At 31.7% G+C, this 23,630-nt stretch carries 16 protein-coding genes, 1 tRNA gene and 4 pseudogenes; 9 read left to right on the top strand and 12 right to left on the bottom strand.

Annotated features, from left to right (window positions below):
• Positions 1 to 23 precede the first annotated feature (23 nt).
• The 4 genes and pseudogenes from ACN1AG_RS07170 to ACN1AG_RS07155 form a co-directional block, all read right to left on the bottom strand.
• Entirely contained in the window at positions 24 to 656 is a 633-nt protein-coding gene (locus ACN1AG_RS07170) for a hypothetical protein (RefSeq protein ID WP_417904874.1), read from the bottom strand.
• 53 nt (positions 657 to 709) lie between these two features.
• Positions 710 to 904 (bottom strand): hypothetical protein, encoded by a 195-nt coding sequence (locus ACN1AG_RS07165; RefSeq protein ID WP_417904873.1) that lies wholly within the window; start codon positions 902 to 904, stop codon positions 710 to 712.
• A 294-nt stretch (positions 905 to 1,198) separates the two neighbouring features.
• A protein-coding gene (locus tag ACN1AG_RS07160) for an IS5 family transposase (RefSeq protein WP_417904872.1) occupies positions 1,199 to 1,962 on the bottom strand; the annotation gives its coding sequence in 2 pieces (ribosomal slippage) (positions 1,199 to 1,627 and positions 1,630 to 1,962; 762 coding nt in all).
• A 54-nt stretch (positions 1,963 to 2,016) separates the two neighbouring features.
• Positions 2,017 to 2,252: pseudogene (locus ACN1AG_RS07155) on the bottom strand (transposase family protein); the annotation flags it as partial.
• Between the two features lie 319 nt (positions 2,253 to 2,571).
• Between ACN1AG_RS07155 and ACN1AG_RS07150 the strand changes: the two are divergent.
• The 3 genes and pseudogenes from ACN1AG_RS07150 to ACN1AG_RS07140 all read left to right on the top strand — a co-directional run.
• Positions 2,572 to 3,194 (top strand): annotated as a pseudogene (locus ACN1AG_RS07150) (IS5 family transposase); the annotation flags it as partial.
• Between the two features lie 164 nt (positions 3,195 to 3,358).
• Positions 3,359 to 3,499 (top strand): annotated as a pseudogene (locus tag ACN1AG_RS07145) (transposase); the annotation flags it as partial.
• 152 nt (positions 3,500 to 3,651) lie between these two features.
• Complete coding sequence (locus tag ACN1AG_RS07140; protein WP_417904871.1) at positions 3,652 to 4,503, top strand: hypothetical protein; 852 nt, start codon at positions 3,652 to 3,654, stop codon at positions 4,501 to 4,503.
• Here the strand turns inward: ACN1AG_RS07140 and ACN1AG_RS07135 are convergent.
• On the bottom strand, positions 4,470 to 4,589 hold the full coding sequence (locus ACN1AG_RS07135; RefSeq protein WP_417904870.1) for a hypothetical protein: 120 nt from the start codon (positions 4,587 to 4,589) through the stop codon (positions 4,470 to 4,472). The genes ACN1AG_RS07140 and ACN1AG_RS07135 overlap by 34 nt on opposite strands.
• A gap of 389 nt (positions 4,590 to 4,978) precedes the next feature.
• On the opposite strand from ACN1AG_RS07135, the pseudogene ACN1AG_RS07130 reads away from it, so the two are divergent.
• The 3 genes and pseudogenes from ACN1AG_RS07130 to ACN1AG_RS07120 all read left to right on the top strand — a co-directional run.
• A pseudogene (locus ACN1AG_RS07130) lies at positions 4,979 to 5,707 on the top strand (IS982 family transposase); the annotation flags it as partial.
• Between the two features lie 844 nt (positions 5,708 to 6,551).
• Positions 6,552 to 6,872: a transposase gene (locus ACN1AG_RS07125; protein WP_417904869.1), complete on the top strand. Its 321-nt coding sequence runs from the start codon at positions 6,552 to 6,554 to the stop codon at positions 6,870 to 6,872.
• Between the two features lie 54 nt (positions 6,873 to 6,926).
• Complete coding sequence (locus ACN1AG_RS07120; protein ID WP_417904868.1) at positions 6,927 to 7,697, top strand: hypothetical protein; 771 nt, start codon at positions 6,927 to 6,929, stop codon at positions 7,695 to 7,697.
• Positions 7,698 to 7,805: 108 nt separating this feature from the next.
• On the opposite strand, the gene ACN1AG_RS07115 is transcribed toward ACN1AG_RS07120, so the two are convergent.
• Positions 7,806 to 7,895, bottom strand: a tRNA-Ser gene (locus ACN1AG_RS07115).
• 434 nt (positions 7,896 to 8,329) lie between these two features.
• Here ACN1AG_RS07115 and ACN1AG_RS07110 point away from each other — a divergent pair.
• A complete protein-coding gene (locus ACN1AG_RS07110; RefSeq protein WP_367363706.1) occupies positions 8,330 to 8,743 on the top strand; it encodes a helix-turn-helix domain-containing protein in 414 nt (137 codons plus the stop codon).
• On the opposite strand, the gene ACN1AG_RS07105 is transcribed toward ACN1AG_RS07110, so the two are convergent.
• The 6 genes from ACN1AG_RS07105 to ACN1AG_RS07080 form a co-directional block, all read right to left on the bottom strand.
• Positions 8,740 to 10,980, bottom strand: a complete 2,241-nt coding sequence (locus ACN1AG_RS07105) for a tetratricopeptide repeat protein (RefSeq protein ID WP_417904867.1) — start codon at positions 10,978 to 10,980, stop codon at positions 8,740 to 8,742. The genes ACN1AG_RS07110 and ACN1AG_RS07105 overlap by 4 nt on opposite strands.
• Before the next feature lie 6 nt (positions 10,981 to 10,986).
• Positions 10,987 to 13,239, bottom strand: a complete 2,253-nt coding sequence (locus ACN1AG_RS07100; protein WP_417904866.1) for a tetratricopeptide repeat protein — start codon at positions 13,237 to 13,239, stop codon at positions 10,987 to 10,989.
• Entirely contained in the window at positions 13,232 to 14,665 is a 1,434-nt protein-coding gene (locus ACN1AG_RS07095) for a hypothetical protein (protein WP_417904865.1), read from the bottom strand. Before ACN1AG_RS07095 ends, ACN1AG_RS07100 begins: the two co-directional genes overlap by 8 nt.
• Positions 14,666 to 14,892: 227 nt before the next feature.
• The gene (gene pgsA / locus ACN1AG_RS07090) at positions 14,893 to 15,441 is read right to left on the bottom strand and encodes a CDP-diacylglycerol--glycerol-3-phosphate 3-phosphatidyltransferase (RefSeq protein ID WP_341758125.1); all 549 of its coding nucleotides are present in this window, start codon (positions 15,439 to 15,441) and stop codon (positions 14,893 to 14,895) included.
• A 644-nt stretch (positions 15,442 to 16,085) separates the two neighbouring features.
• Positions 16,086 to 18,689 (bottom strand): AsmA family protein, encoded by a 2,604-nt coding sequence (locus ACN1AG_RS07085; RefSeq protein ID WP_417904864.1) that lies wholly within the window; start codon positions 18,687 to 18,689, stop codon positions 16,086 to 16,088.
• A 322-nt stretch (positions 18,690 to 19,011) separates the two neighbouring features.
• A complete protein-coding gene (locus tag ACN1AG_RS07080) occupies positions 19,012 to 19,665 on the bottom strand; it encodes an ankyrin repeat domain-containing protein (RefSeq protein ID WP_417904863.1) in 654 nt (217 codons plus the stop codon).
• A 224-nt stretch (positions 19,666 to 19,889) separates the two neighbouring features.
• Between ACN1AG_RS07080 and ACN1AG_RS07075 the strand changes: the two genes are divergently transcribed.
• Both ACN1AG_RS07075 and ACN1AG_RS07070 read left to right on the top strand, forming a co-directional pair.
• Positions 19,890 to 21,674 carry an ABC transporter ATP-binding protein gene (locus tag ACN1AG_RS07075; RefSeq protein WP_417904862.1) on the top strand — a complete coding sequence of 595 codons (1,785 nt, stop codon included), beginning with the start codon at positions 19,890 to 19,892 and terminating at the stop codon, positions 21,672 to 21,674.
• On the top strand, positions 21,652 to 23,454 hold the full coding sequence (locus ACN1AG_RS07070; RefSeq protein ID WP_417904861.1) for an ABC transporter ATP-binding protein: 1,803 nt from the start codon (positions 21,652 to 21,654) through the stop codon (positions 23,452 to 23,454). Before ACN1AG_RS07075 ends, ACN1AG_RS07070 begins: the two co-directional genes overlap by 23 nt.
• The last annotated feature ends 176 nt before the right edge of the window (positions 23,455 to 23,630 follow it).

Below are 23,630 nucleotides of genomic sequence, written 5' to 3'. Positions count from 1 at the left end.
TTTTTACTAATCCTTATCCCGAATTAACGTAACATATATTCACCATTCTGTAACTTCTTAATTAAATGATTAGCAGTAACTAACTCGTCTTCTGCTCTACCAATGGTAAGATTGGCTTTGATTCTAATATAAAATGGTATCATTTTATCGGCTAAAAACTTTAGCCATAAATCACCAATAAACTCCCGATCCCCAAGCAATGCTGACATTTTCTCTATGCCAAACACACTCATAAACCTTTCCATTAATTGCTGACGTTCAACGTTATTAGAAGTTCCTGCTTTTGGCAACATATCCCACATAATTGGTATAGCAATGCCTTTATGGCAAATAGATAATACTAAAATATTGATGTCAAGCTTGCCAAATTTCCAATTTGTCCGATCAAGCACTAGTAACCATTGATCAGCATCAATTCCAGCCAACCTAACCAATAACTTGGCTAAGGACGTATATGATAATTCACATTTGGCAAAAAATCTCTGTAATTTCTTATAGCGTGATTCTTGCTTATCTCCTTTTATCGTTAAGGCAAGCTGGGTAAGATTTACATCTCTCACTTGCAGTAATCTTAATATTATTTGTTCTATTAATTTTATGCTTGCAAAACTATTAAAAAAGTAGTCTCCTATTAATTGTGATAACGCTGTAATCATTCTCTTGCCTCTTAAGTCTTCAATAACCTAAGTAATAGAGCTTTGGCTACGCGTTATCTACTATTTTTTATTCTCTCCTTAATCTCTTTGTCCTGTACTGAGCTGATATATATAATAAATATCAACTTTGTGCAAAAGGTGAAAGCCGCTATTATAGAACCTTTTGCACTCATTATTAAATAATTCCCTACTTCAAGAATTGTTTTCACAACTCTTGAAGTAGGAGAAGTATATAGGCGTTGCTCCATCGTTCCTGCTACCCAATCCTCTTGAATTGACTGTTAGTATAACACCCCTCTTGTAAGAACTCGAGAACAAAAATAACGATGAAGTTGACTATTAGATACAAGAATCAGTTATGTTAACCTGAATTCGATGTAACAAGTTACATCGAACTTTCGTGTTATATATAGAAACAATCAGGTTTGAAGCGGTTCTACACCTGATTGTTAAAATATAACATTCCATTCAATAGACCTCTTTCGAAACTGGTTAACGTAGTTCAAAATTATAAATGCTAGAGATCAAATTAGGGTGTGTCATCAATTGAGGCAAATTACCATGGAAACCATATAAACAGCTCCTAAAAAGTTCTGAGATGTTTTGTCATATCGTGTTGCGATAGCTCTATATTGCTTCAATTTTGCAAAAAAGTTCTCAATCAAATGCCTAGCTTTATAAAGATCCTTATCATAATTAGCTGGATTCACACGATTCTTCTTTGGGGGAATCACAACTGTACATCCCTTATCTTTCAGCTTATCTCGCATACGTGCATCGGCATCATAAGCCTTATCAGCAAGTACAGCATCCGCTTTCGTCAATTCATTCATCAAAACATCAGATCCTTGCAAATCATGAGCTTGACCCGGGGTAAGATGGAATCCCGTTGGATTCCCTAGAGCGTCACATGTGGCATGGATTTTAGTACTCAGCCCCCCTTTACCTCGTCCAATTGCTTGGTCATCCTCTAACTCTTTTTTTTAGCACCAGCACTATGTTGATGACTCCTAACAATGGTTGAATCAATCATGGCATACTCGTTATCAGCATCTTCAGCCAGCATCTCAAAAACCTTTTTCCACACACCTGTCTTGCTCCACCTTGAATGACGTAGGTGAATCACTCGAAAATCTCCAAAACGTTCAGGTAGGTCTCTCCAAGGTATACCAGCCCTATATCGATACAAGACTGCTTCTACAAATAGGCGATTATCCTTGGCTGTTACACCAACAGACTCTTCCCTTCTAGGTAGGTTATCTTTAATCCGATCCCATTGATCGTCACGTAGAGCATATCGACGCATAGAGAAAATTTATTCTTAATTTTTTCTCTATTACACAACAAATAAACGCTCCTGTCAACTTAATTGATGACACGCCCTAAATCTAAGACCGAATTTTTACGTCTATTTCGATATTTGTCAGCAATAATTTTGAACCGTTTTAGCATACCAATAACGTTTTCATTCAGAACTCTTTCTCCTGCTAACCTACGATTATTCTTTTTATCATTTTTAGTTAAAGGATTTTTCTTGCTTTTTTTCTTTGGTAATTCAGAATTATTGTGAATTTTTTGTATACCTTGATATCCTGTATGTGCGTCAAGATAAGGTGCATTAATCTTATGGGTGAAAGTCCTGTTATGGAAGGAGTAGCTAGCTCCACCATATAGCGAGTCTTGTGCTGCTGAAGGTAACGACAGTAGTAAAGCGTAGACAGCGAAACAATCGAGCCGAAACCAAAAGGTGAACGTGATAGCCCCGAAATAGTCGGTAGTAGTGAGAGCTGATACTTTATACAGGGTAGTAAGCAATAGAATACTGGAGGTTATAACTAGGGCGTGTCATCAATTAAGTTGACAGGAGCGTTTATTTGTTGTGTAATAGAGAAAAAATTAAGAATAAATTTTCTCTATGCGTCGATATGCTCTACGTGACGATCAATGGGATCGGATTAAAGATAACCTACCTGGAAGGGAAGAGTCTGTTGGTGTAACAGCCAAGGATAATCGCCTATTTGTAGAAGCAGTCTTGTATCGATATAGGGCTGGTATACCTTGGAGAGACCTACCTGAACGTTTTGGAGATTTTCGAGTGATTCACCTACGTCATTCAAGGTGGAGCAAGACAGGTGTGTGGAAAAAGGTTTTTGAGATGCTGGCTGAAGATGCTGATAACGAGTATGCCATGATTGATTCAACCATTGTTAGGAGTCATCAACATAGTGCTGGTGCTAAAAAAAAGAGTTAGAGGATGACCAAGCAATTGGACGAGGTAAAGGGGGGCTGAGTACTAAAATCCATGCCACATGTGACGCTCTAGGGAATCCAACGGGATTCCATCTTACCCCGGGTCAAGCTCATGATTTGCAAGGATCTGATGTTTTGATGAATGAATTGACGAAAGCGGATGCTGTACTTGCTGATAAGGCTTATGATGCCGATGCACGTATGCGAGATAAGCTGAAAGATAAGGGATGTATAGCTGTGATTCCCCCAAAGAAGAATCGTGTGAATCCAGCTAATTATGATAAACGTTAATTCGGGATAAGGATTAGTAAAAATAGCAGACATATATACACTACGAAGAGCAATTAATGTATGAATTCACAGAAATGCAATTTATACATATCCAAAATCTTGTATTAGTTATAGCTAAAGCATTTTTACTAATCCTTATCCCGAATTGACGTGATAAGGATCTTTATAAAGCTAGGCATTTGATTGAGAACTTTTTTGCAAAATTGAAGCAATATAGAGCTATCGCAACACGATATGACAAAACATCTCAGAACTTTTTAGGAGCTGTTTATATGGTTTCCATGGTAATTTGCCTCAATTGATGACACACCCTAGCAAATCCGAAAGTATTTAATCACCGGGGTCGCAGGCCACAACTGTCGAAAGTTTGAAGGTAGAGGGGGTTTTAGAGGATTTTCATAAGTAAAAAAGTAGATATAATCAAGTATTAGTAAACATAAAGAGGCTAATACAAATGAATATATCGGAAATAATGAATTTAATAGATAAGGAAAAATTAGAGGAATTAGGAACATTATATAAAGTTGATAAAATCAATAACAAAATTACAGGAAAATTCATTGTTAAAAATTTTGTAAAATGCGTTCTTATGAAAAGAGCTGTTAGTTTACGCTCATTAGAGATGCTATGTAATAATAGCAAAGAATTGTCTGAGTTGTTAAAATCAAAAAGACCAAACAAGAAGCAAGTAGATCATAGTTCTATTGGTAAGAGGTTGGAAAGTATAAACGTTAAATATTTTCAAGGAATTTATGAAGATTTAGTAAATAAATATAACAATAAATTTGCAGGAAATGATAAACAAAAATTTAATATATTTGATTCAACAATTATTAGTTTATCTAGTAAATTATTGAAAGATGGTATAAATGCTGGAGGGAAGGAAACAGCTAGGCATATTAAGATTAGTGTTGGATTAAAGAATTCAATAGCAAATAGTATAAGATTTTGTAATGGACAATCGGAAGTCAGCGAAGATATAGCATTAGTTAAAGCGATTAACGAAGCTAAGATAGAAAAAGAAGATGTATTGCTATTTGATAGAGGAGTGTCAAGTGCAGATAGTTTTAGAGAGTTAGATAAGCAAGAAAAGAAATTTATTACCCGTATAAAGTTAAATAGAAAATATCATTTAGTTAAAAGAAACGATATAGTGAATGCAGGGAATTTAGATATTACAAGTGACGGTTACCTAAGTAGGAAAGGTCACCCCTTCCTACTTGGCTCCAAAACCGTACTTGATAGTTTCCCATCATACGGCTCCTCAGTAATTCAGTGTTTGTCATACATACTTCTCATTTTATGAACATGATCATGACAATAGCCGTGTAATAGCACTAAATTGTCAATATTATTGTGATGTCTATTTTGATCTTTATGGTGTACTTCCATATGATCAGTATCCTTAAAGCAGAATTGACATTGTTCACATTTGCCATGTTACGTTAATTCGGGATAAGGATTAGTAAAAATAGCAGACATATATACACTACGAAGAGCAATTAATGTATGAATTCACAGAAATGCAATTTATACATATCCAAAATCTTGTATTAGTTATAGCTAAAGCATTTTTACTAATCCTTATCCCGAATTGACGTATGTTGTATTTTCAAAAGTTGTGCTACCCTTTGTGGCACATTTAGAGAACGACCCAAGCGTGTTGCCCAGTATACGTCAGTTCGGGATAAGATATAGATGAAATAGTAATAGATAAAAGGATTGTCAAAAAGGAGTGCCTGCAGTATTTATATTTTTAAACAAAAAAACAAACTACAGGCATGAAAAAAGATATCACAGAATTATATAGTTTTATAGATGATTTTTGTAAAATTTATTTGGAGTATGAACAGAGAAAGTTATTACCATCAAATAAGCAGAGAAATCGCTGTTGTAGCATGAGTTTAAGTGAAATGTTAACAATAATAATTATGTTTCATACATCCTATGCTAAGAATTTTAAATTTTTCTATAAAAGTTATATAGAGTGCATGCATAAGGATGATTTCCCTAAAGCCTTGAGTTATAATAGATTTGTTGAATTAATGGCACGATTATTCATACCGCTAAATATGTTGATTCATTTGTTGTTTGGTGAAGAAACAGGTATTTATTTTATTGACTCTACAACGATTAAAGCTTGTCACAATAAAAGGCGTTATAGCAATAAAGTTTTTAAAGGATTAGCCAAACATAGTAAATCCTCTATGGGGTATTTTTATGGTTTTAAATTACATGTAATAATCAATAATAAAGGGGAGTTTATGGCATTAAAAGTGACCAAAGGCAATGTAGATGATAGGGTTCCAGTACCGGAGTTAACAAAAAGATTAACTGGAATTATAGCAGCTGATAAAGGTTATATTAAGCAAAATTTGTTCTTAAATTTATATGAAAGAGGCTTAAAAATGATTCATGGAATTAAGAAGAATATGGAAAATAAATTAATGGATTTGAAAGAAAAAATCTTACTTCGAAAGCGTAACTTAATTGAAACAGTTTTTGATTATACGTTAATTCGGGATAAGGATTAGTAAAAATAGCAGACATATATACACTACGAAGAGCAATTAATGTATGAATTCACAGAAATGCAATTTATACATATCCAAAATCTTGTATTAGTTATAGCTAAAGCATTTTTACTAATCCTTATCCCGAATTAACGTATATCATTCCATTTATACCTAATCGATGATTGGTTCATAACTTGTACACTACTATTCATAACTTTATCTTCTAAATTACCGTGCCTCCGTCGGCATATCCTAAACATTACTATAGGCATTAGCTTCTGAGGCAATCCTTCCACTACAGAACATATAGTTGGCTACTTACTCATTAATTTTGAGAGTATCCGTAGTGGTTACCCCGTTCCATGATTATCGTTTCACGTTGAACTTAGGTTCCTGCTTTCCGCCGGAGACTGGGAACATCTGATTGAGGTCTATTCACTCCTCATCACCCATTACGTCTCGTACCTTTTGGTTCATGCGTATCAACTCTTTTCGCATGTTCCGACCTTACGACAGTTCAGACACAGGTTTCTTGCGTAACCATATTCAACTATGTTTGGGAGGATTCTCTATTGAGTTTAAAGTTACTCCCTTTTATTCCATGCTTGCATCACAAAGATTGCCAAATCTTTGAAATGTGGAATATACTTTTACCCCGATGATAGGGGAGATGGAATTTAACCATCACAATAACCACGACTAGTCCTATTTCCCTATCGAAAAATAAAACTTTCGGGTCGCACAAATAGTAAATCTATATAACAAGAAACATCAGAAAATTAATTGTAATTTAAGGTTAATTAAAGCTAAAAATGTTGCTAAAGATGAGTTATGGTTTTTGACTAACATATTAGATTTATCTGCAGAGGAGCTTGCTGAATCCTATAAGGAACGCTGGTCTATAGAAGTTTTTTTCAAATTTATCAAACAAAATTTACAATTTAAGAATTTTGTCAGTCATAATATGAATGGAATGCAGGTATATTTATATTGCATTTTAATAGCAGCAATTTTGTTTATAATTTTTAGAATTAGTAATAAACTAACAGGATTTAAGATGGCGTTATTAAAGTTTACTTTGTTCATTGAGAAGGAACTTATTAAAGATATTGTACTTTTTTGTGGCGGTAATCCAAACTTGGTGGAGCTGAAAATATGATCCCCTTCGAACTTGCGACAGTTGTGGGTCTATACTCTTAGGTCTATGGTAAATATGGCTAAAGAATTAGGCTTAATAAGTAAAAAGAATTGTCACCTAAATAAAACTGTTATACATCGTTTAATACAACAACCATTTTATTACGGTGAAATGAGAGTAAAAGGAGAGATGTGGTCACATGGTTATCAACCTATTATAACAAGAGAGATTTTTATGGCATGTAAAGATGTACGTTTAGGATGGAAGAAGAAACCGTTTAAATATGGTGGGAAAGATTTTCTCTTTAGAGGATTAATTACATGTGCTGTAACTGGCAAAATGGTAACAGCTGAAATTCATAGTAAAACATATCCAAACGGTAAAGTGGATGAATGGACTTATTTAGCTACCTGGGATCCGCAGAACTTAGACAAGAAAATATATATAAGGGAAGATGAGGTTTTAAAGCAAATAGAAGAGGTTTTTAAAAGAATAGGTATAAGAGACCTAGAAATGCTAAAAGAGACCCTTGCATACCTAAAAAACACAAATGAGCTAAAAAAAGACGAGCATGGGCAAGCAACAGCTTCATTAAAGCAAGAACATACCGAAAATGAAAATAGATTAAATTCATTAATAGATTTGCGACTCAATGGAGAACTTAGCACAGAAGAATTTCAAAGAAAAAAACAACAATTAAAAGATCGTCAATATGAAATTGCTCGTTTAATTAAAGTTTATGAGGAAGCAGACGATAAATTTACTGATACCGCTACAACGCTAATAACTCTAGCATCTGAGGCCTATGAAACTTTTAAAGGTAAATGCCTCAAAAACGTAATCTGAATGATAAATTTCGTATTTCAGAACCTAAAACGTCAGGGGCAAAAAACTTGAACCTGTCCTACGTTTCCCGCTGCAATATTTTTGAAAAAACGACAACTTGTACCAAAGTGGCGGATAGGGTGGGATTCGAACCCACGGTACGGTTGCCCGCACGCTAGTTTTCAAGACTAGATCCTTAAACCACTCGGACACCTATCCGAGATAATACATATCAGATAGATTGAAAAAATTCAAGTATAAATATTTGTGAGAGGGGCAGGGTAATTTAAAAGTCACAGTCATTAGTTGTTATAGATGTAAGTTTAACCATTATCGATGTCATTCCTGCGAAGGCAGGGATCTATATTACGTAATAGTCTTTCAGGCTATTTTTTTTAGATACCAGCTTTCGCTGGGATGACATCAAGTACATATTAAGCACTTTTTCCCTTATCTATTAGGCTTACAACCCGACTTTTAAATTACCCTGGAGAGGGTATGGTAATTTAAACTTTTTATTAGATCATTAAAAATTAGTGTTACAAACTCCCGTAATCCAAATCAATTAATTATAATTAATTATTAGTTATTTACTTTTTGATAGTTATACCTTATTATTTAGAAATATTAATTTTACATATAAAATCTTATCTATGGCAAATTTACAAACCAAACTTAGTTCATTAATGATGCAAAAAAATATAAATGCTGTAGAGATAGAGAAAAAAACTGGATTAAGTAGAAATACTGTTTATAGCATTTTGTATGGTAGTTCAAAAAATCCTAGTGCTAATAATTTACAATTAATTGCAAAAGCCTTAGATATTAGCCTAGAAGCTCTTGTTGTTGATAACGAAATAAGCCATGAAGTGCTAACTATTGATCAAATGAAAATTTTTAGTAAAGCCACTAGTGCAACAATTAATATGTTGATTGAAAGAAACTTAATTTTTTCATCTACAAATCTTACAGCTCTAATAAAAGAAGTATATGAATATGCACTGAAAAAGCAGTCTGTTGATAATACATTTATAGATTGGATGATTGATAAATATCACAAACCTTAATCTTGCTTCACCCATAAATCCATATTATATTGTTTGCAATATTCAAACATATCAACTGTATTAGAGTGGTGTATGCCAAACTCCTTAATTTGTGGCTTGCCAAAAAATTTATAATTATACAAATCTTTGCTTTTACAAGCTGATTTTGCTGCATGATTATATAAATCACTTACTTGAACAATATTTTTACTGTTATCTTTATATAAGTAATGATATATGGTAAATGCTTGTTTATAGGATTCGATTGCTTGTTTAATATTATTTTGAGCAAACAAAATATCTCCTTGTAGTGCATAGCCTCCCGCTAAATTTAGATCTTGAGAATATTCTGTATTCTTGGGATTTCCATATTCATCTGTTAAAAATATTATAATAGCTTTGTTAATATGGTTCAAGGCTTTATCTATCTTACCTAACCCTAATTCACTTCTTGCCATTGTCCTGTAGATATAACCAAATGTCCTATGGTCTTCACTTTTTATAGGTTTATGCATGTCATATAATTGCTTAGCTTGAGCATAAGCTTCTTGGTATCTGCCAAGATAGCCTAGTATCTCTGCTCTAGATACATAAGGTGCAGTAAGATGTAGATGATTAATATTTAATCCACTTTTTATAAATACCTCAACATATTTATCTATGTAATCTAAAGCGTCATTATATTTGCCTTGGATAAAAAATAAACGTGCCTTTAAATAATAGATTCTAAATATATCAGCTTCTTGTAAACCTTGTTTAAATAATTCTTCCATTTTTTTAAGGATTTCTTTGGCAGTGTGTACATTGCCCAAAGATACTTGAGATACAGCGATGTGTGAGTTAAGATTAAATTTTAAAAAAGCATAATCACCATTAAGATTATCTAAAATCTTTAATGCTTTAGTAGGATAAGAAATGGCTATTTCAAAATTTGCTAATGACAACCTACTATGCTCTCCTATTAACCCCAAATATCTAGCATAACAATATTTTTGATATTCAGACATTTTCCACAGTTTGAATGCTCTGTCCTTATCTTTGTATTCAAACCAATCAATCATTTGTTTTGCTTTATATAGATTATGATCCCTTACATATATAGCAAACAACTCGACTCTTAAATCAAGCATTACATATATGTCAATATTATATTTTTCAGAATTCTGTAGAAGAACCTCTAGGTTGTCAGGTATAGTCTTTGCTGTCCTCCACAATTGTCCCGACTGTATACCTTTGGGTTTAGGGAGTTTAGAAATAATATTTTCTAAATATATTTTGTTATTATTGCCATTTATCTCCATTATTTTATTAGCAACAACATCATGCATTTCAAAAATAGGATTATTTTCATTAGGATCAATATTGCTAATCAGCAGAAACTTAGATAATTGATATATATCATCATCAAGAGTATCTTTATTATCAGTAATGATAGTAAGTAGTTGTTTCGAGAAACTCTGATTATTTAATAAAGCTATTTTATTAAGTAACTTTACTGCACTAGGCTTTAATTCCTTTATAGCCATACTAATATTTATCGCTATTTTATCAGCTGATTGATAAACTTTCTTCTTATATTCTTCTCTATCTAATCCTTTAACCTTATTCAATAATTGAGTACCTTGAACTATAAGTATTGGATAACCACTAAAAGATTCTATCAAAAACTTAATATCATTTTTATCTTTATTATCCAATAAATTATTAGCTAACTCTATGGTAGTAGCTTTATTAAATAAAGTCATTTCTATAGTATTGGGTAAATTCTCGCTATCTTGTGAACAAAATATTACATTGCTATTATGCTCCCAATCAATTAAATCTTGAACTTTGTTATTTCCATTAACTTTTAGATTATCAAACACTAGTAACCACTTATTACTATGAGTTAAATATGATATTACTTCTTTCTTGGCAGAAGTAACATCTTCAGGTATCTTAGTTTTCTTGATACTATTAAGTTGTTTAGCTAACTTGACAAATTCCTCATTAAGATCAAGGTTACAATCAAAAAACCAAATAATATCATAATTATTTTCATAAGCATACATTCTGACAAATTGTGTTTTGCCGATACCGCTAGTTCCTACTATACTTGCTTGTCTATATTTACTTAAGATATCCTTCAGTATCTTAAGCTGTTTCTCATGATTGACAAAATAGCTAACCGGTGTAATCAAATTAGATATTTTTTGTTCTTGAGCAAAAGATTCACAGTTTGTGATTAATAATATTATTAGCACTAAATATTTATTCATATAACCTTAATTTTTCTTTGCCCACAAATCCATATTATATTGTTTGCAATATTCAAACATACTGGTAGTATTAGGGTGATGTATTCCAAATTCTTTAACTTGCGGTTTACCAAAGAATTTATAATTATATAAATCTTTGCTTTTACAAGCTGCTTTTGCTGCATGATTATACAAATCACTTACTTTAGCAACATTTTTACTTCTCTCGTTATATAAGTAATGATATATAACAAATGCTTTCTTATAAGATTCTATTGCTTGCTTAAGCCTATCTTGGGCGAACAAAATATCACCTTGTACTACATAACTAGCTGCTAAGCTAGGATTTTTAGAATAATTTATTTTCTCTGGATTGCTGTTTTCCACTGCTAAAGATATGGGAATAGCTTTATTAATGTATTCAGAAGCTTTATCTACTTTACCTAAACCTAATTCACTTTTTGCCATTTGGGTGTAAATATAAGCAAATATCGTATCTCTTTCACTTTGTACAGGTTTATACATGTCATATAATTGCTTAGCTTGAGCATAGGCTTCTTGATATCTATCAAGAGAATTCAATATTTGTGTTCTAAGCATATAAGCTGAAGTAAAGTATGGGTCATTAATATGTGAGCCACTTTTTATAAATATTTTAATAACTTTATCTATACATTCTAAAGCCTCATTATGTTTGCCTTGCATACTAAATAATGTAGCTTTTAAAAGATATATTATAAATGAATCAGCTTCTTGTATTATTCCTTGTTTTGCTAATTTTTCTATCTTTTTAAGAAATTCCTCAGCAAGTGTCATATTACCCAAAAATATATGAGATGCAGATATATAGGATATAAAATAAAATTTAAGGAAATGATTAGATGCATCATCCTCAAGCTCATCTAAAATATTTAATGATTTAGTAAGATAAGAAATCGCTGTGTCACAATTTCTTAATATTCTTGTATGATACACTCCTATTGCTCCTAAATATCTAGCGTAATAAAATTTTTGATATTTAGACATTTGCCACAATTTAAATTCTTTGTTTTTATCTTTCTGACTAAACCAATCAACCATTTGTTGTGCTTTATTATTATTATAAAGGTTTACATATAGAGAAAGTAATTCACTCCTTAAGGTAAGTATTGCATATATGTTAATATTATATTTCTCAGAGTTTTTTAGAAGAATTGCTAAATTCTCTGGTGTAGTTTTGGCACCCCTCCACAAATATCCTGAATAAGACCCTTTAAATTTAGGTATTTTGCTAATAATATTTTCTAAATATATTTTGTTATTATTGCCATTTATCTCCATTATTTTATTAGCAACAACATCATGCATTTCAAAAATAGGATTATTTTCATTAGGATCAATATTGCTAATCAGCAGAAACTTAGATAATTGATATATATCATCATCTAGAGTCTCTTTACTATCAGTAATGATAGTAAGGAGTTGCTTCGAGAAACTCTGATTATTTAATAAAGCTATTTTATTAAGTAACTTTACTGCACTAGGCTTTAATTCCTTTATAGCCATATTAATATTTGTTGCTATTTTATCAGTCGATTGATGGATTTTCTTTTTATATTCCTCTTTATCTAAATCTTTGACCTTATTTAATAATTGAGTACCTTGAACTATAAGTATTGGATAACCATTAAAGGCTTCTGTCAAAAATTCAATATCATTCTTATCGTTATTATCCAATAGATTATTAGCTAACTCTATGGTAGTAGTTCTATCAAATAAAGCCATCTCTATCGCATTAGGTAAAATTTCGCTATCTTGTGAACAAAATATTACATTGCCATTATGTTCCCAATCAATTAAATCTTGAACTTTCTTATTCTCACTAACTTTTAGATTATCAAATATTAATAACCACTTATTACTATGAGTTAAATATGACATTACTTCTTTCTTAGCAAAAGTAACATCTTCAGATATATTAGCCTTCTTGATACTATTAAGCTGTTTAGCTAACTTGACAAATTCCTCATTAAGATCAAGATTACAATCAAAAAACCAAATAATATCATAATTATTTTTATTTTCATAAGCATACATTCTGACAAATTGTGTTTTGCCGATACCGCTAGTTCCTACTATACTTGCTTGTCTATATTTACTTAAGATATCCTTAAGTGTCTTAAGCTGTTTCCCATGATTGATAAAATAGCTAACTGGTGTAATCACATTAGATATTTGTGTATGGGCAAATGAATTATTGACTATAAATAACACCATAAGTGACAATAAATATTTATTCATTTTTTTTCCTAGTTAAAGAAGTTAGTAGAATCACATTATTTTCTGTTTTTACTGGTTGCGGGTTACTTTTATTTTTCTGTCTTATGCTTGAATCATTTGGATAGATTTCTATAATATTGCTTTGGTTATAACTTATTTTATAGTTGAATCCATCAGCTCTTAATATATTAAATACTTGACTTAAATTAAGTAAAAAAGGGTTAGCATGAGTTTTGAAAAAATGATTTGATGTTTTTAGCAGCTCTTCTGCTGTCATTATAGGATAACCGTCATATTCAAAACGTAGCTCTATTTTTTGTTTTATATTATCGATAGTTAATCTAATATTGTGTTTGGTAGTAGAAGATTGTTTCTTTAACAAAAAAAATAGATAGTTAATAACACTATAAATGATTTGGTACAACGCTGCATTAGAAGCAAAATATAATACTTTTGCTTTGCTTAAAATTTCAACCGATATATTTTCATCTTCCTGATTAAATCTGTCAGTAAATAAGTCAACTAATTTACTGGCATTAATTTCTTCTATTTTATTTTCTTGATACAGAAGTATAGAGCAAGGTACTTTATCACCAAAGTTTTTTAACCTATAATCCTTGATCATATCTTCTTGATTGTTAGAACTCTTATCAAGCAAGGATATTTGATTAGCTTCCTGAGCAAATAAACAATTAATTTCTAAATCTTTTTGTTTATTGAAATCATTATTCCAAATTTTTCTCATTAAAGAGGTTTCGCAATTTTTTAATTCCTGCTGATAATTAAACTTAAGTTGTTCTAATTCTGTAGCATATTTGTCTTGATAATGTAATGCATATGATTTATTGAGATTCTTAAATAAGCTTCTAAAGAGAAAATATAACAATAGAAGATTAGCAGTAATAAATGCAGTTAATATCCAAAATGGTCTTTTAATATCTGCTTTTACTTTATGCCAATATATACTATTAATTGCCAAACTAATATTAAGTTGGTTAGAAACGTTAATAGGATATGTTTTATCTATTTGATAATTTTGAGTTTTGATATTTGAATAAAGAAATTTTTTATTGAGTTCTATCTTGTAATAAATGAATTCCGGAATATGCTTATTCAATAATGCTCCAAAATGAAAAAGATTATAGTTTATACATTTTTCTGCCTCATTACATATCTCAAGCTCACTAATGTTGCTGTTGATTGAAATATTTTTTTCCTGAATATTGCTAGATAAATGATAGGCGAGGGAAGAGATTTTATCCATGCTCACTTCTACTATTTTATTATACTGGTTTTGTAGAATTTGTGTTTTTTCCATTTCAACTTTAGCATTATAATATTTATACAATGAAGCTATAATTGTACTATAAGCTATAAAAATTAAGATAAATATTTTGAATAAATTTTGCCTTAATTTATCTAAATATGGTGAATTTTGCTCCTTCATGATCCAATAAACTAATAGTTAGAGATTACATAAGGTTCTTTAGGCTATGTTAGGCAAGTATTTTTATCATCTTTGTTAATAACCACGTTGCATAGCGTAAATATACCTATCACTTAGTTATATATCATACTTTTTATGCTACGCTAAGTTATTATGGCATCAATAATTTTATTTTTTATTATAATGAATGATTGTTTCGTGAAAGCAAGAATTTAAACTAATAGTAATTAAAAATATTTACTACAAGCCTTCAAATATGAATATCCGGTTACTACAGTTAAAAGTGCGGCAATCCATAAAGCTATTTGGCCTATTAAATCCATATAAATTATACCTGAACCTTTAGAACCAAGAATTAACGCTGACAAAGCAAACATTTGGGTAAATGTTTTAATCTTAGCTAATCTAGACACAGGAATACTTACTTGAATCAAAGCTAGAAATTCACGTAGTCCAGCCACCAAAAATTCACGAGCTAAAATTAATAAGCACGGTATCTCTCCCGCTGCTCCTTTTTTTACCAACATTATAATTACACAACCTACTAATAATTTATCAGCTATTGGATCAAACATTTTACCAAACCCTGATACTAAATCAAATTTTCTAGCAAGATAACCGTCAAAAAAATCAGTAATACTAGCTATAATAAATAATAACGCTGCAATTCTATGAGCGAGTTTAGAGTTATCTAGATAAAAGGTCATTACAATAATTGGAATAACCACAATACGAGCTATCGTCAGATAATTTGGTATATTTTTATCAATATTCATTTATTATATATTTTTACTTCTTGATTTCTTGAGGAAATGACAACGACGGATTATGACCTAAATCCAAGAAAATAGGAACAAATTTTTATAGAATAACTTAAAAGAACTAACCTAGTAGGCTATTAAACCGATGTCTTATACCATTTCCCATTATTAACTACGCTATTTAGTGCTACAGTTGTAGTACTAATGTCAAAACGATGTCATCCCAGCGAAAGCTGGGATCTAATAATGTTTAATAGTCTTTTAGGCTATTTTTTTAGATTCCCGCCGTTGCTAAGAATGACAGCTTTGGGTAGTAACTACAACTGTAGTATTAGCGTAGTTAATAATGGGAAATGGTATTATATAGAACTCAGGTTAATATAATTTTTAATAACTCACCTTACGCATAATCCCCATGGCAATTTAAAAATTGCAGAAAAGTACAAGACACCCCAATTCGGGATAAGAATTGACAAATTCTTATCCCGAATTCGCGTAAGACGTCTATTAGCGAGACCACGTGAGTGTAGTGGCAATCCACATTTATTGGATTGCTTCGTTGCCACCAAAGTGACTCCTCGCTAATAGCTCTAGGCTATTCTCCCTATGACTTTTAAATGTCATGCGTAAGGTGAGTTAATAATTATACATTAAAGGCATTATTTAAATAACCCTTTTAAACCTTTTTCAATGGTAGATTTTACTTTGTTGATAGGCTGCTCTCCATTAGTAGAAGATCCCCTATCTTGATCATTTTGCACTCCTTCTCCTACGGGCTGTCTATCTTTGCCTACCCCAATAATATCTTTTAGTATGTCTTCAGGTTTTTTACCTTTCTTAACATCGTTAACCACGCTATTTACTAAATTCTTCACAAGATATTGCTGTAATGCTTTAGTATCAAGTTTATGTTGTGGATTATTAAGATAGCCATAAAAACGAACTTTGAATGGTGGCATTAATTTTATATCGACAGTAATAACGCTATCTGTATCAAATGTATAGGCAGGAAGGTTAATATTGCCGGTAACTGCTACCTTTGACGAGGGAGCATCTAATGTACCATGTGTTATATTAACTATGCCTTCTGTTATTTCAGTATCTACAGCAAGTTTTTGAAATTTTGTTTCACCACTTGCAAAGAAACCATCGAGCATTTTTAAAATAGTTTGAAGGTCTTTAATGTTTTTAAGGCTATCTAATACTTTTTGTAGATCAAATCCACTAACTTTACCGTTGGACGCCGTTAATGTTGTTTTACCAAATAAGTTACTTACATATTGCAATTGGCTCTGACCTTTTGTTTTTAGATCGAGTACAAAATTAACAATCCCTTGCGTAACTTTAATTTTACCTCCTTGTGGTACTATATTTTTTAACTCGGCATCCTTAATACTGGCTTTAAAGCTAACAGGTTGATTAACTTGAGAAGAAATTTGTCCAGTAGCGATTAAAGTGCCACCATATAAATTGCCATTTAAAGATTTTATATCCAGCACACCATTTGCTAATAGCATAGTAGTTTTTATATTATCAAAAATCATACTCCCTTTAATAATTTTCTGTATAGTTAAGGTTAAATCTCCATCAAACTTGTTTAAAAATGACAAATCTATCGTATCTTTAGACCAAGGCACAGAGTTGTCTACATTTTGCACAGAGTTAGTAGGGCCACTATTAGGAGGTGCGTCACTTAAATCATCTAAATTTAAGGAAGCTATTTTTATATCTGATAGAATCTTTGGTTTAGCAGATGTCAAATTTATACTTACTGCTCCACTAAAATTTACAGGGTTCTTTTTTAACGCGACAGTAAATTTATTTATGTTGATTTTTATAATTTCTGTCATATCTCCTGCGACTTGTGTTGAAAGAGAATAGCTACCAAGTATTTTATTAGGCAAGCTATTGGTTAATTGACCTATAGTTTGACCTAAATTATCACCAAAACTCTCAATAGTAATAGCAGGTTTAATATCCTTATCTAAAGAGATAGTTCCCTTAATGTTATTAGTAGTTTTTGCCAGCATTATCATACTATTAGTTTTAAAAAGATTTTGCTGTTTAATAGTCTCACCTTTTACCAAAGCATTGCCAAGATTAATAGGTAGAGTCTTACCCAATAAGTTAGCAATGGTTGGTATATCACTAATTTTTAAATTATAAGAAATAACTAGGTCTTTATCCCAATCCTTAAGACCTATATTGCCTGTTAAATTAGCTTTATCGACAATTAGATTAATATTATTTAGCAATAAATTTTGATCTAAATATGCAAAGCCTGTGGCAAAAGAGAATGGCTTATCCAATAATTTAACACTTAAATCTCCCTTATTATCTTCAAAATAAAAATTAGCATTACCTGTAGCTGATAGCTTACCTGCCGTAAAGTCAATATTACTTATTTTAAATAATTTCTTATCACTATTGATGTTAAAGCTTAGTTTGTGATCTAAATCATATGGGATAGATATATTAGGGAAAATAGTCTGCAAATTCTTACCAGCACCTTCTAGCTTAATCTGACCAGCAAAAGTCATATTGTCGTAAGCAAAATTACCTGAGAGATTAATTTTTTCTTGCAGAACATTTAAATTCACTGTTAAAGCTATACTACCATGCTTCTCCTCTATATTACCTTTGATATCATAATGCTTTCCGGAAGAATAGAACTGGCAAGCTAAATCAGATGGTCCATGGAGATTTTTAATTTCTAATCTATCAATATCTATTGTTGTTGGGGAAATACTATTACCTTTAGTACTACCGTTAAAATTAACATAATTTAGCTTAGTATCAACAATTTTAATTAAGTTTATATCTAACGAAAACCCTGCATTTTTATCAGTTGAACTGTTACTAACATTGCTTTGCATTTTAGGAAATTCCCAAGAAGCTAGACCATTTCGCATCCGTTCTAAATTAATTATTGGTTTGTTAATTTCAATCGTTGAGATATCTATCTTTCCTTTAAGTAGAGATAATATAGAAATAGAAGCACTCACTTCCTTAACTTCCAATAGAGAAGGATAATGAGCATTAGGTAGGGAAGCAAGTGTTACATCTTTAACGGTAATAGTGGGAGTAGGCAACAAAGACATGGTGATATTACCATTAATTTGTAGCTCTCGACCAGTTATTTCTTTGACTTTATCAGTTGCTAAACCTTTATATGATTCTAAGGAAATAAATAAAGGAATTATCAGCAATATAACGATTATTAAAATAAATAACCCAGCTGAATATTTTAGAAATTTTTGCACTACAATTCTCTTTTAATTATGTAAAGAATTCATTATAGCAGGTTATAACTTCTCCACTAAGTGTTCTTTAGTATTTTTTAATAGGTGCTGTGAAAATTTTGTTTTTATGAATAGATTTATAGCCAACCCTAGAAGATTATCACCAATACTATGGCTAAAACCTCCTAGGGTTAGCTATATCTTTGGACGTTACGCAAATTCGGGTACGTCCTTTAGGACAGATCCCGTATTAACAAGGTTAGCCACTTGCTTCATTAACTTGAATTTGATGTAACAAGTTACATAGAACTGTCGTGAGATATATAGAAACAATCAGGTTTCATTAATAATCAGAAGATTGGCCATCATCTACTCCTGACAATAGAACATCTGTTGCATTAATACCATTAGCAAGTACATTTTGGTATATAGTATATTGATTATTAAATGAACAATCAGTAGTGTAATCATGACTTGTTACTTCATATAAGGACTTTACAATATCACTTATCTTTTTTAAATGAGCATTTGCTTGAGGTGATAAATCCATTATTTCGTTTTTTGATAATATAGATTGTAAAGTGTACGAAAAAGCATTGATGTTCTTATCTAGCTGAACTTGAAACAAATCTGGTTTTGTGTTTTTAGCTTCACATTCTGCTAATAGAAGCATATTGCTTAAACTACCATTTCCAGAAGCAATGTTGAATGGTGTATTATTCTCCTTATTAGGTATATTTGGATTTGCTTTCATTTCTAATAACATTTTAGTGATTTCGACACTTTTAGGATGATCCTTATGTTCTGTTGCATAATGTAGTGCAGTATTACCGTCTTTATCTTGATTATTTACATTACCTTTTGTAACTAAATGATCTACTAACTTTATGTTACCTGTTTTTACAGCTGTAAATAAAGGATTTTTATCAAATAAAGTAGTTAAACCACCATAGCGTACTTTAGCAACAACTTGCTTACACACTGTTCCAAACGTCATATTTATTCCTCCTGTTAGTTTTTAGATCACAAACAATCCGTTTTAAACGGTTTGTTTGTGATTATAGTTAATACAGTAAAATTTTATTACATGCAAGCAATATTTGGAATTTTTTAATTTTATTTACAAACTACCTGCCCTGAGAAAAAATACTAAAGATAATACTTAGTGGTAATGTTATAATTTGCTATAATGCATTTTTTTATAATTAAAAGAAATATTTTATGTTCTCTATTAAACAACAAAACTATGAACTAAAATCATACTTATACGCCTTGGCTTACAAATACCGGGTGTACCTAGCTAGCATTATGCTTATGTCCATTGGTGCTGCGCTCTTTACTTTATTCGTTAACTATCAAATTAAAGAAATTATTGATACTATTGCCAAAGATCCAAAAATAGATGTTACCTTACTTCTTTGGTTGTTTGTATTATATAAAATGATGAATCACGGTACGTTTTTTATCGTTAGGCTTTTTGATATTAAATACAAACCAGCGATGCTTGCAGAAATCATCGAAAGCACTTATGGCAAAACTATCAAACACTCTTTACATTGGTTTGATTCTCATTTATCAGGAGAAATTGCCAGTAAAATCACTGATTTTCAAGATGCTATTATAACCATAGTTACTGTTCTCAATCGTTCTTTGGTATATCTTACAACTATGGTAAGTAGCATAATATTTTTGTTCATGATGAATTATAAAATAGCAGGGGTTGTAATTGCTTTTCTTGTTGTGTATATACCAATAATGTCAGTTTTATTAAAAAAACAAGGGCAGCTGCAAGAAGAATATGTTAAGGCTCGACAAGAAGCGGTTGGCATTATCAATGATTCTATTGCTAATATTTTCGGTATTAAGATCATTGGTAATAGCTGGACGGAGCTAAAACTAAAACTCCTTCCTGCAATTGATAAATGGAAAGGCTGGGATAGAAAAACTAGGCAGTATGATGCTTATTATGTAGATCTGATCGATTCCATATTACTTACTATACTAGCAGCAGCCCAAATATGGGTACTGGCATATTTATACCAAACCGAACAAATCACAGCTGGTGAATTTGCAGTTACTATAGCGATTACTTTTAACATTGAGTGGGCGATTGATCAGTTATTAGACTATATAATATTTTCCATAAATCCTAAGATTGCTGCCATTAAATCTTCATTTAACTTTATTCATACTATCTCAGATATTACTGATGTAGAAAATGCTAAGTTGCTTCCTCGTGTCAAAGGTGATATTAAATATCAAGACGTAACCTTCCGTTATAGTAGTGGAAGTACTATATTTGACAATCTTACATTGCACATCAAACCTGGAGAAAGGGTCGGTATAGTTGGCACATCAGGTGCTGGGAAAACTACTTTAATTAAATGTTTGCTTAGATATTTCAATTTACAAAGCGGATATATTTTTGTAGATGGATATGATATTTCACAAGTAACGGAGGAGTCGCTAAGAAGCAATATCTCAGTAATCCCTCAAGATATTACGATGTTTCATCGTTCTATTCTAGAGAATCTGCAGCTAGCTAAATATGATGCTACTTTACAAGAGATTGAAGAAGCTTGTAAAAAAGCTAAAATACATGATGATATTGAGAGAATGCCTAATGGTTACCATTCAATAGTTGGTGAACGAGGTGTAAAAGTAAGTGGCGGACAACGGCAACGTATTGCAATCGCTAGGGCTATTTTAAAAAATGCACCCATCCTTATTTTAGATGAAGCAACATCGGCACTTGACTCACCAACTGAAGCCCTAATCCAAAAATCTATTAATGAAGTTTTGGAAACTACTAATGCTACAACTATTGTCATTGCTCACCGTTTATCAACACTTCTGCATATGGATCGTATTTTAGTATTCGAGCGTGGCAAAATTGTAGAAGATGGTACTCATACTATGTTAATTACTAAAGGAGGAATCTACAAAACCCTGTGGGATGCACAAGTTGGAGGATTTTTGCCAGATGGTAAAAATAAGGAAAGATGATATGGATTACACATTAACACCAAATTTATGGTCTTTTATATGGCATTTTTTGCGAGGCTACAAACGTTTTGTGATTATTTTTGTTTGTCTTGCTATGATTACTGGACTTTGGGGTCCTTGTAATAGCTTGCTTATTAAATATATGATTGATTCTTTAGGCACATCACAGCTAAATAATACGCTATCTATTATATTTTGGCTTGCTGTATTTTTTGTGTTGAATTTTGAGATACATGATCTTTGTTGGCGTGGTATGGGATATATAAACTATAAGTTCCAGCCAATGATAAAGAATCAAATTATTAGTGAAACTTTTGGATATGTACTACAACATACGCAACAATTTTTTCAAGATAATTTAGCAGGTGCTATTGCCACTCGAATTAATACACTTGCTGATAACATAGAACGTATTGTGCATGACATCACAAGGCATCTTATTCGAGTGGCTGTACTGCTAATGGTGTCCTTGGTGAATATGTATTATGTGCATCCTAAGTTTTTTTATGCCTTGTTCATATGGCTTCTTGTATTTGCTTCCTTTAGTCTACGCATGTCCAAAAAGCTTGTTAATTTATCAGAATCTCATGCTGCTGCTGAATCAATTGTTTCAGGGCAATTAGTCGATAGTATTACCAATACCAGTAATGTACAAATTTTTGCTAGACGTATTTATGAAATATCTTATCTTAAAAAAACTTTGCTTATAACAAAAAAAACCTTTCAAGCAAAAGCAATATTTGCAATAACATTGCATTTTATGCAGGGCATTTCTCTTTCTATTATGCTTGGATTCATGCTTTATTTTTTAATTCAGTTATGGATGAAGCAAATGGTAAGTAGTGGTGATTTTGCACTTATTTTAGGTTTGAGTCTTGAAGTAGGATATATGACTTGGTGGGCTATGGAGCAAGTAGATGAGTTAAATAAAGCTGTTGGCAAATGTAGGCAGAGTATTGCCAAGCTTCTTATACCGCTAGAGATCAAAGATAAAGACAATGCCTCAAATTTGCTAATTACCAATGGTCAAATCACTTTTTCATCAGTTAAATTTCATTACAAAGGCATTGAACCGTTATTTCAGAATAAATCAGTAACTATTGAAGCTGGGCAAAAGGTTGGTTTGGTTGGATATTCCGGTAGCGGTAAATCAACTTTTGTAAATTTAATTTTGCGTCTTTATGATGTAACAGATGGCCAAATTCTTATAGATGGTCAAGATATTCAAGAAGTCAGGCAGGATTCCTTGCGAGAAGCTATTGCCATGATTCCACAAGATCCTTCACTGTTCCACCGATCACTTATGGAAAATATTCGTTATGGGCGTATTGATGCAAGTGATGAAGAAGTGATAGAGGCGGCGAAGCGTGCCCATGCCCATGCCTTTATAACCAAACTCTCCCAAATGTATGAATCTTTGGTAGGAGAACGAGGAGTTAAATTATCAGGTGGACAGCGTCAGCGGATTGCCATAGCTCGGGCTATCCTCAAAAATGCCCCAATTTTGATTTTGGATGAGGCGACCTCTCAGCTAGACTCTCTTACTGAAAGCGCTATCCAAGAAAGCTTATGGGAACTAATGCAAGGTAAAACCACCATTGTGATTGCCCATCGTTTATCTACTTTGATGCATATGGATCGTATCCTAGTGTTTGATCAAGGTAAAATTATTGAAGATAACACCCATACTAAACTATTCGAGAAAGGTGGTTTTTATAGAACATTGTGGGATGCACAAGTTGGAGGATTTTTGCCAGATAATAAAAATAAGGAAGTATGAAAATATAGAGTAAAAATACCTGACGGCATTGAAGCCTAAAGTTGCACCTTATTTCAACCTCTATTATAAAATACTACAACCATCATTAGTAGAACTGTCATGTCCTAAAAGCCTAATAGTATAAGAAAAATCAAGGGGATTAGAATCTAGGTTAATTATATCATAGTGTCAACAAA

This window comes from Candidatus Tisiphia endosymbiont of Micropterix aruncella, from assembly GCF_965178575.1.
GTDB lineage: Bacteria > Pseudomonadota > Alphaproteobacteria > Rickettsiales > Rickettsiaceae > Tisiphia.
This window is presented reverse-complemented; position numbering and strand designations above follow the sequence as displayed.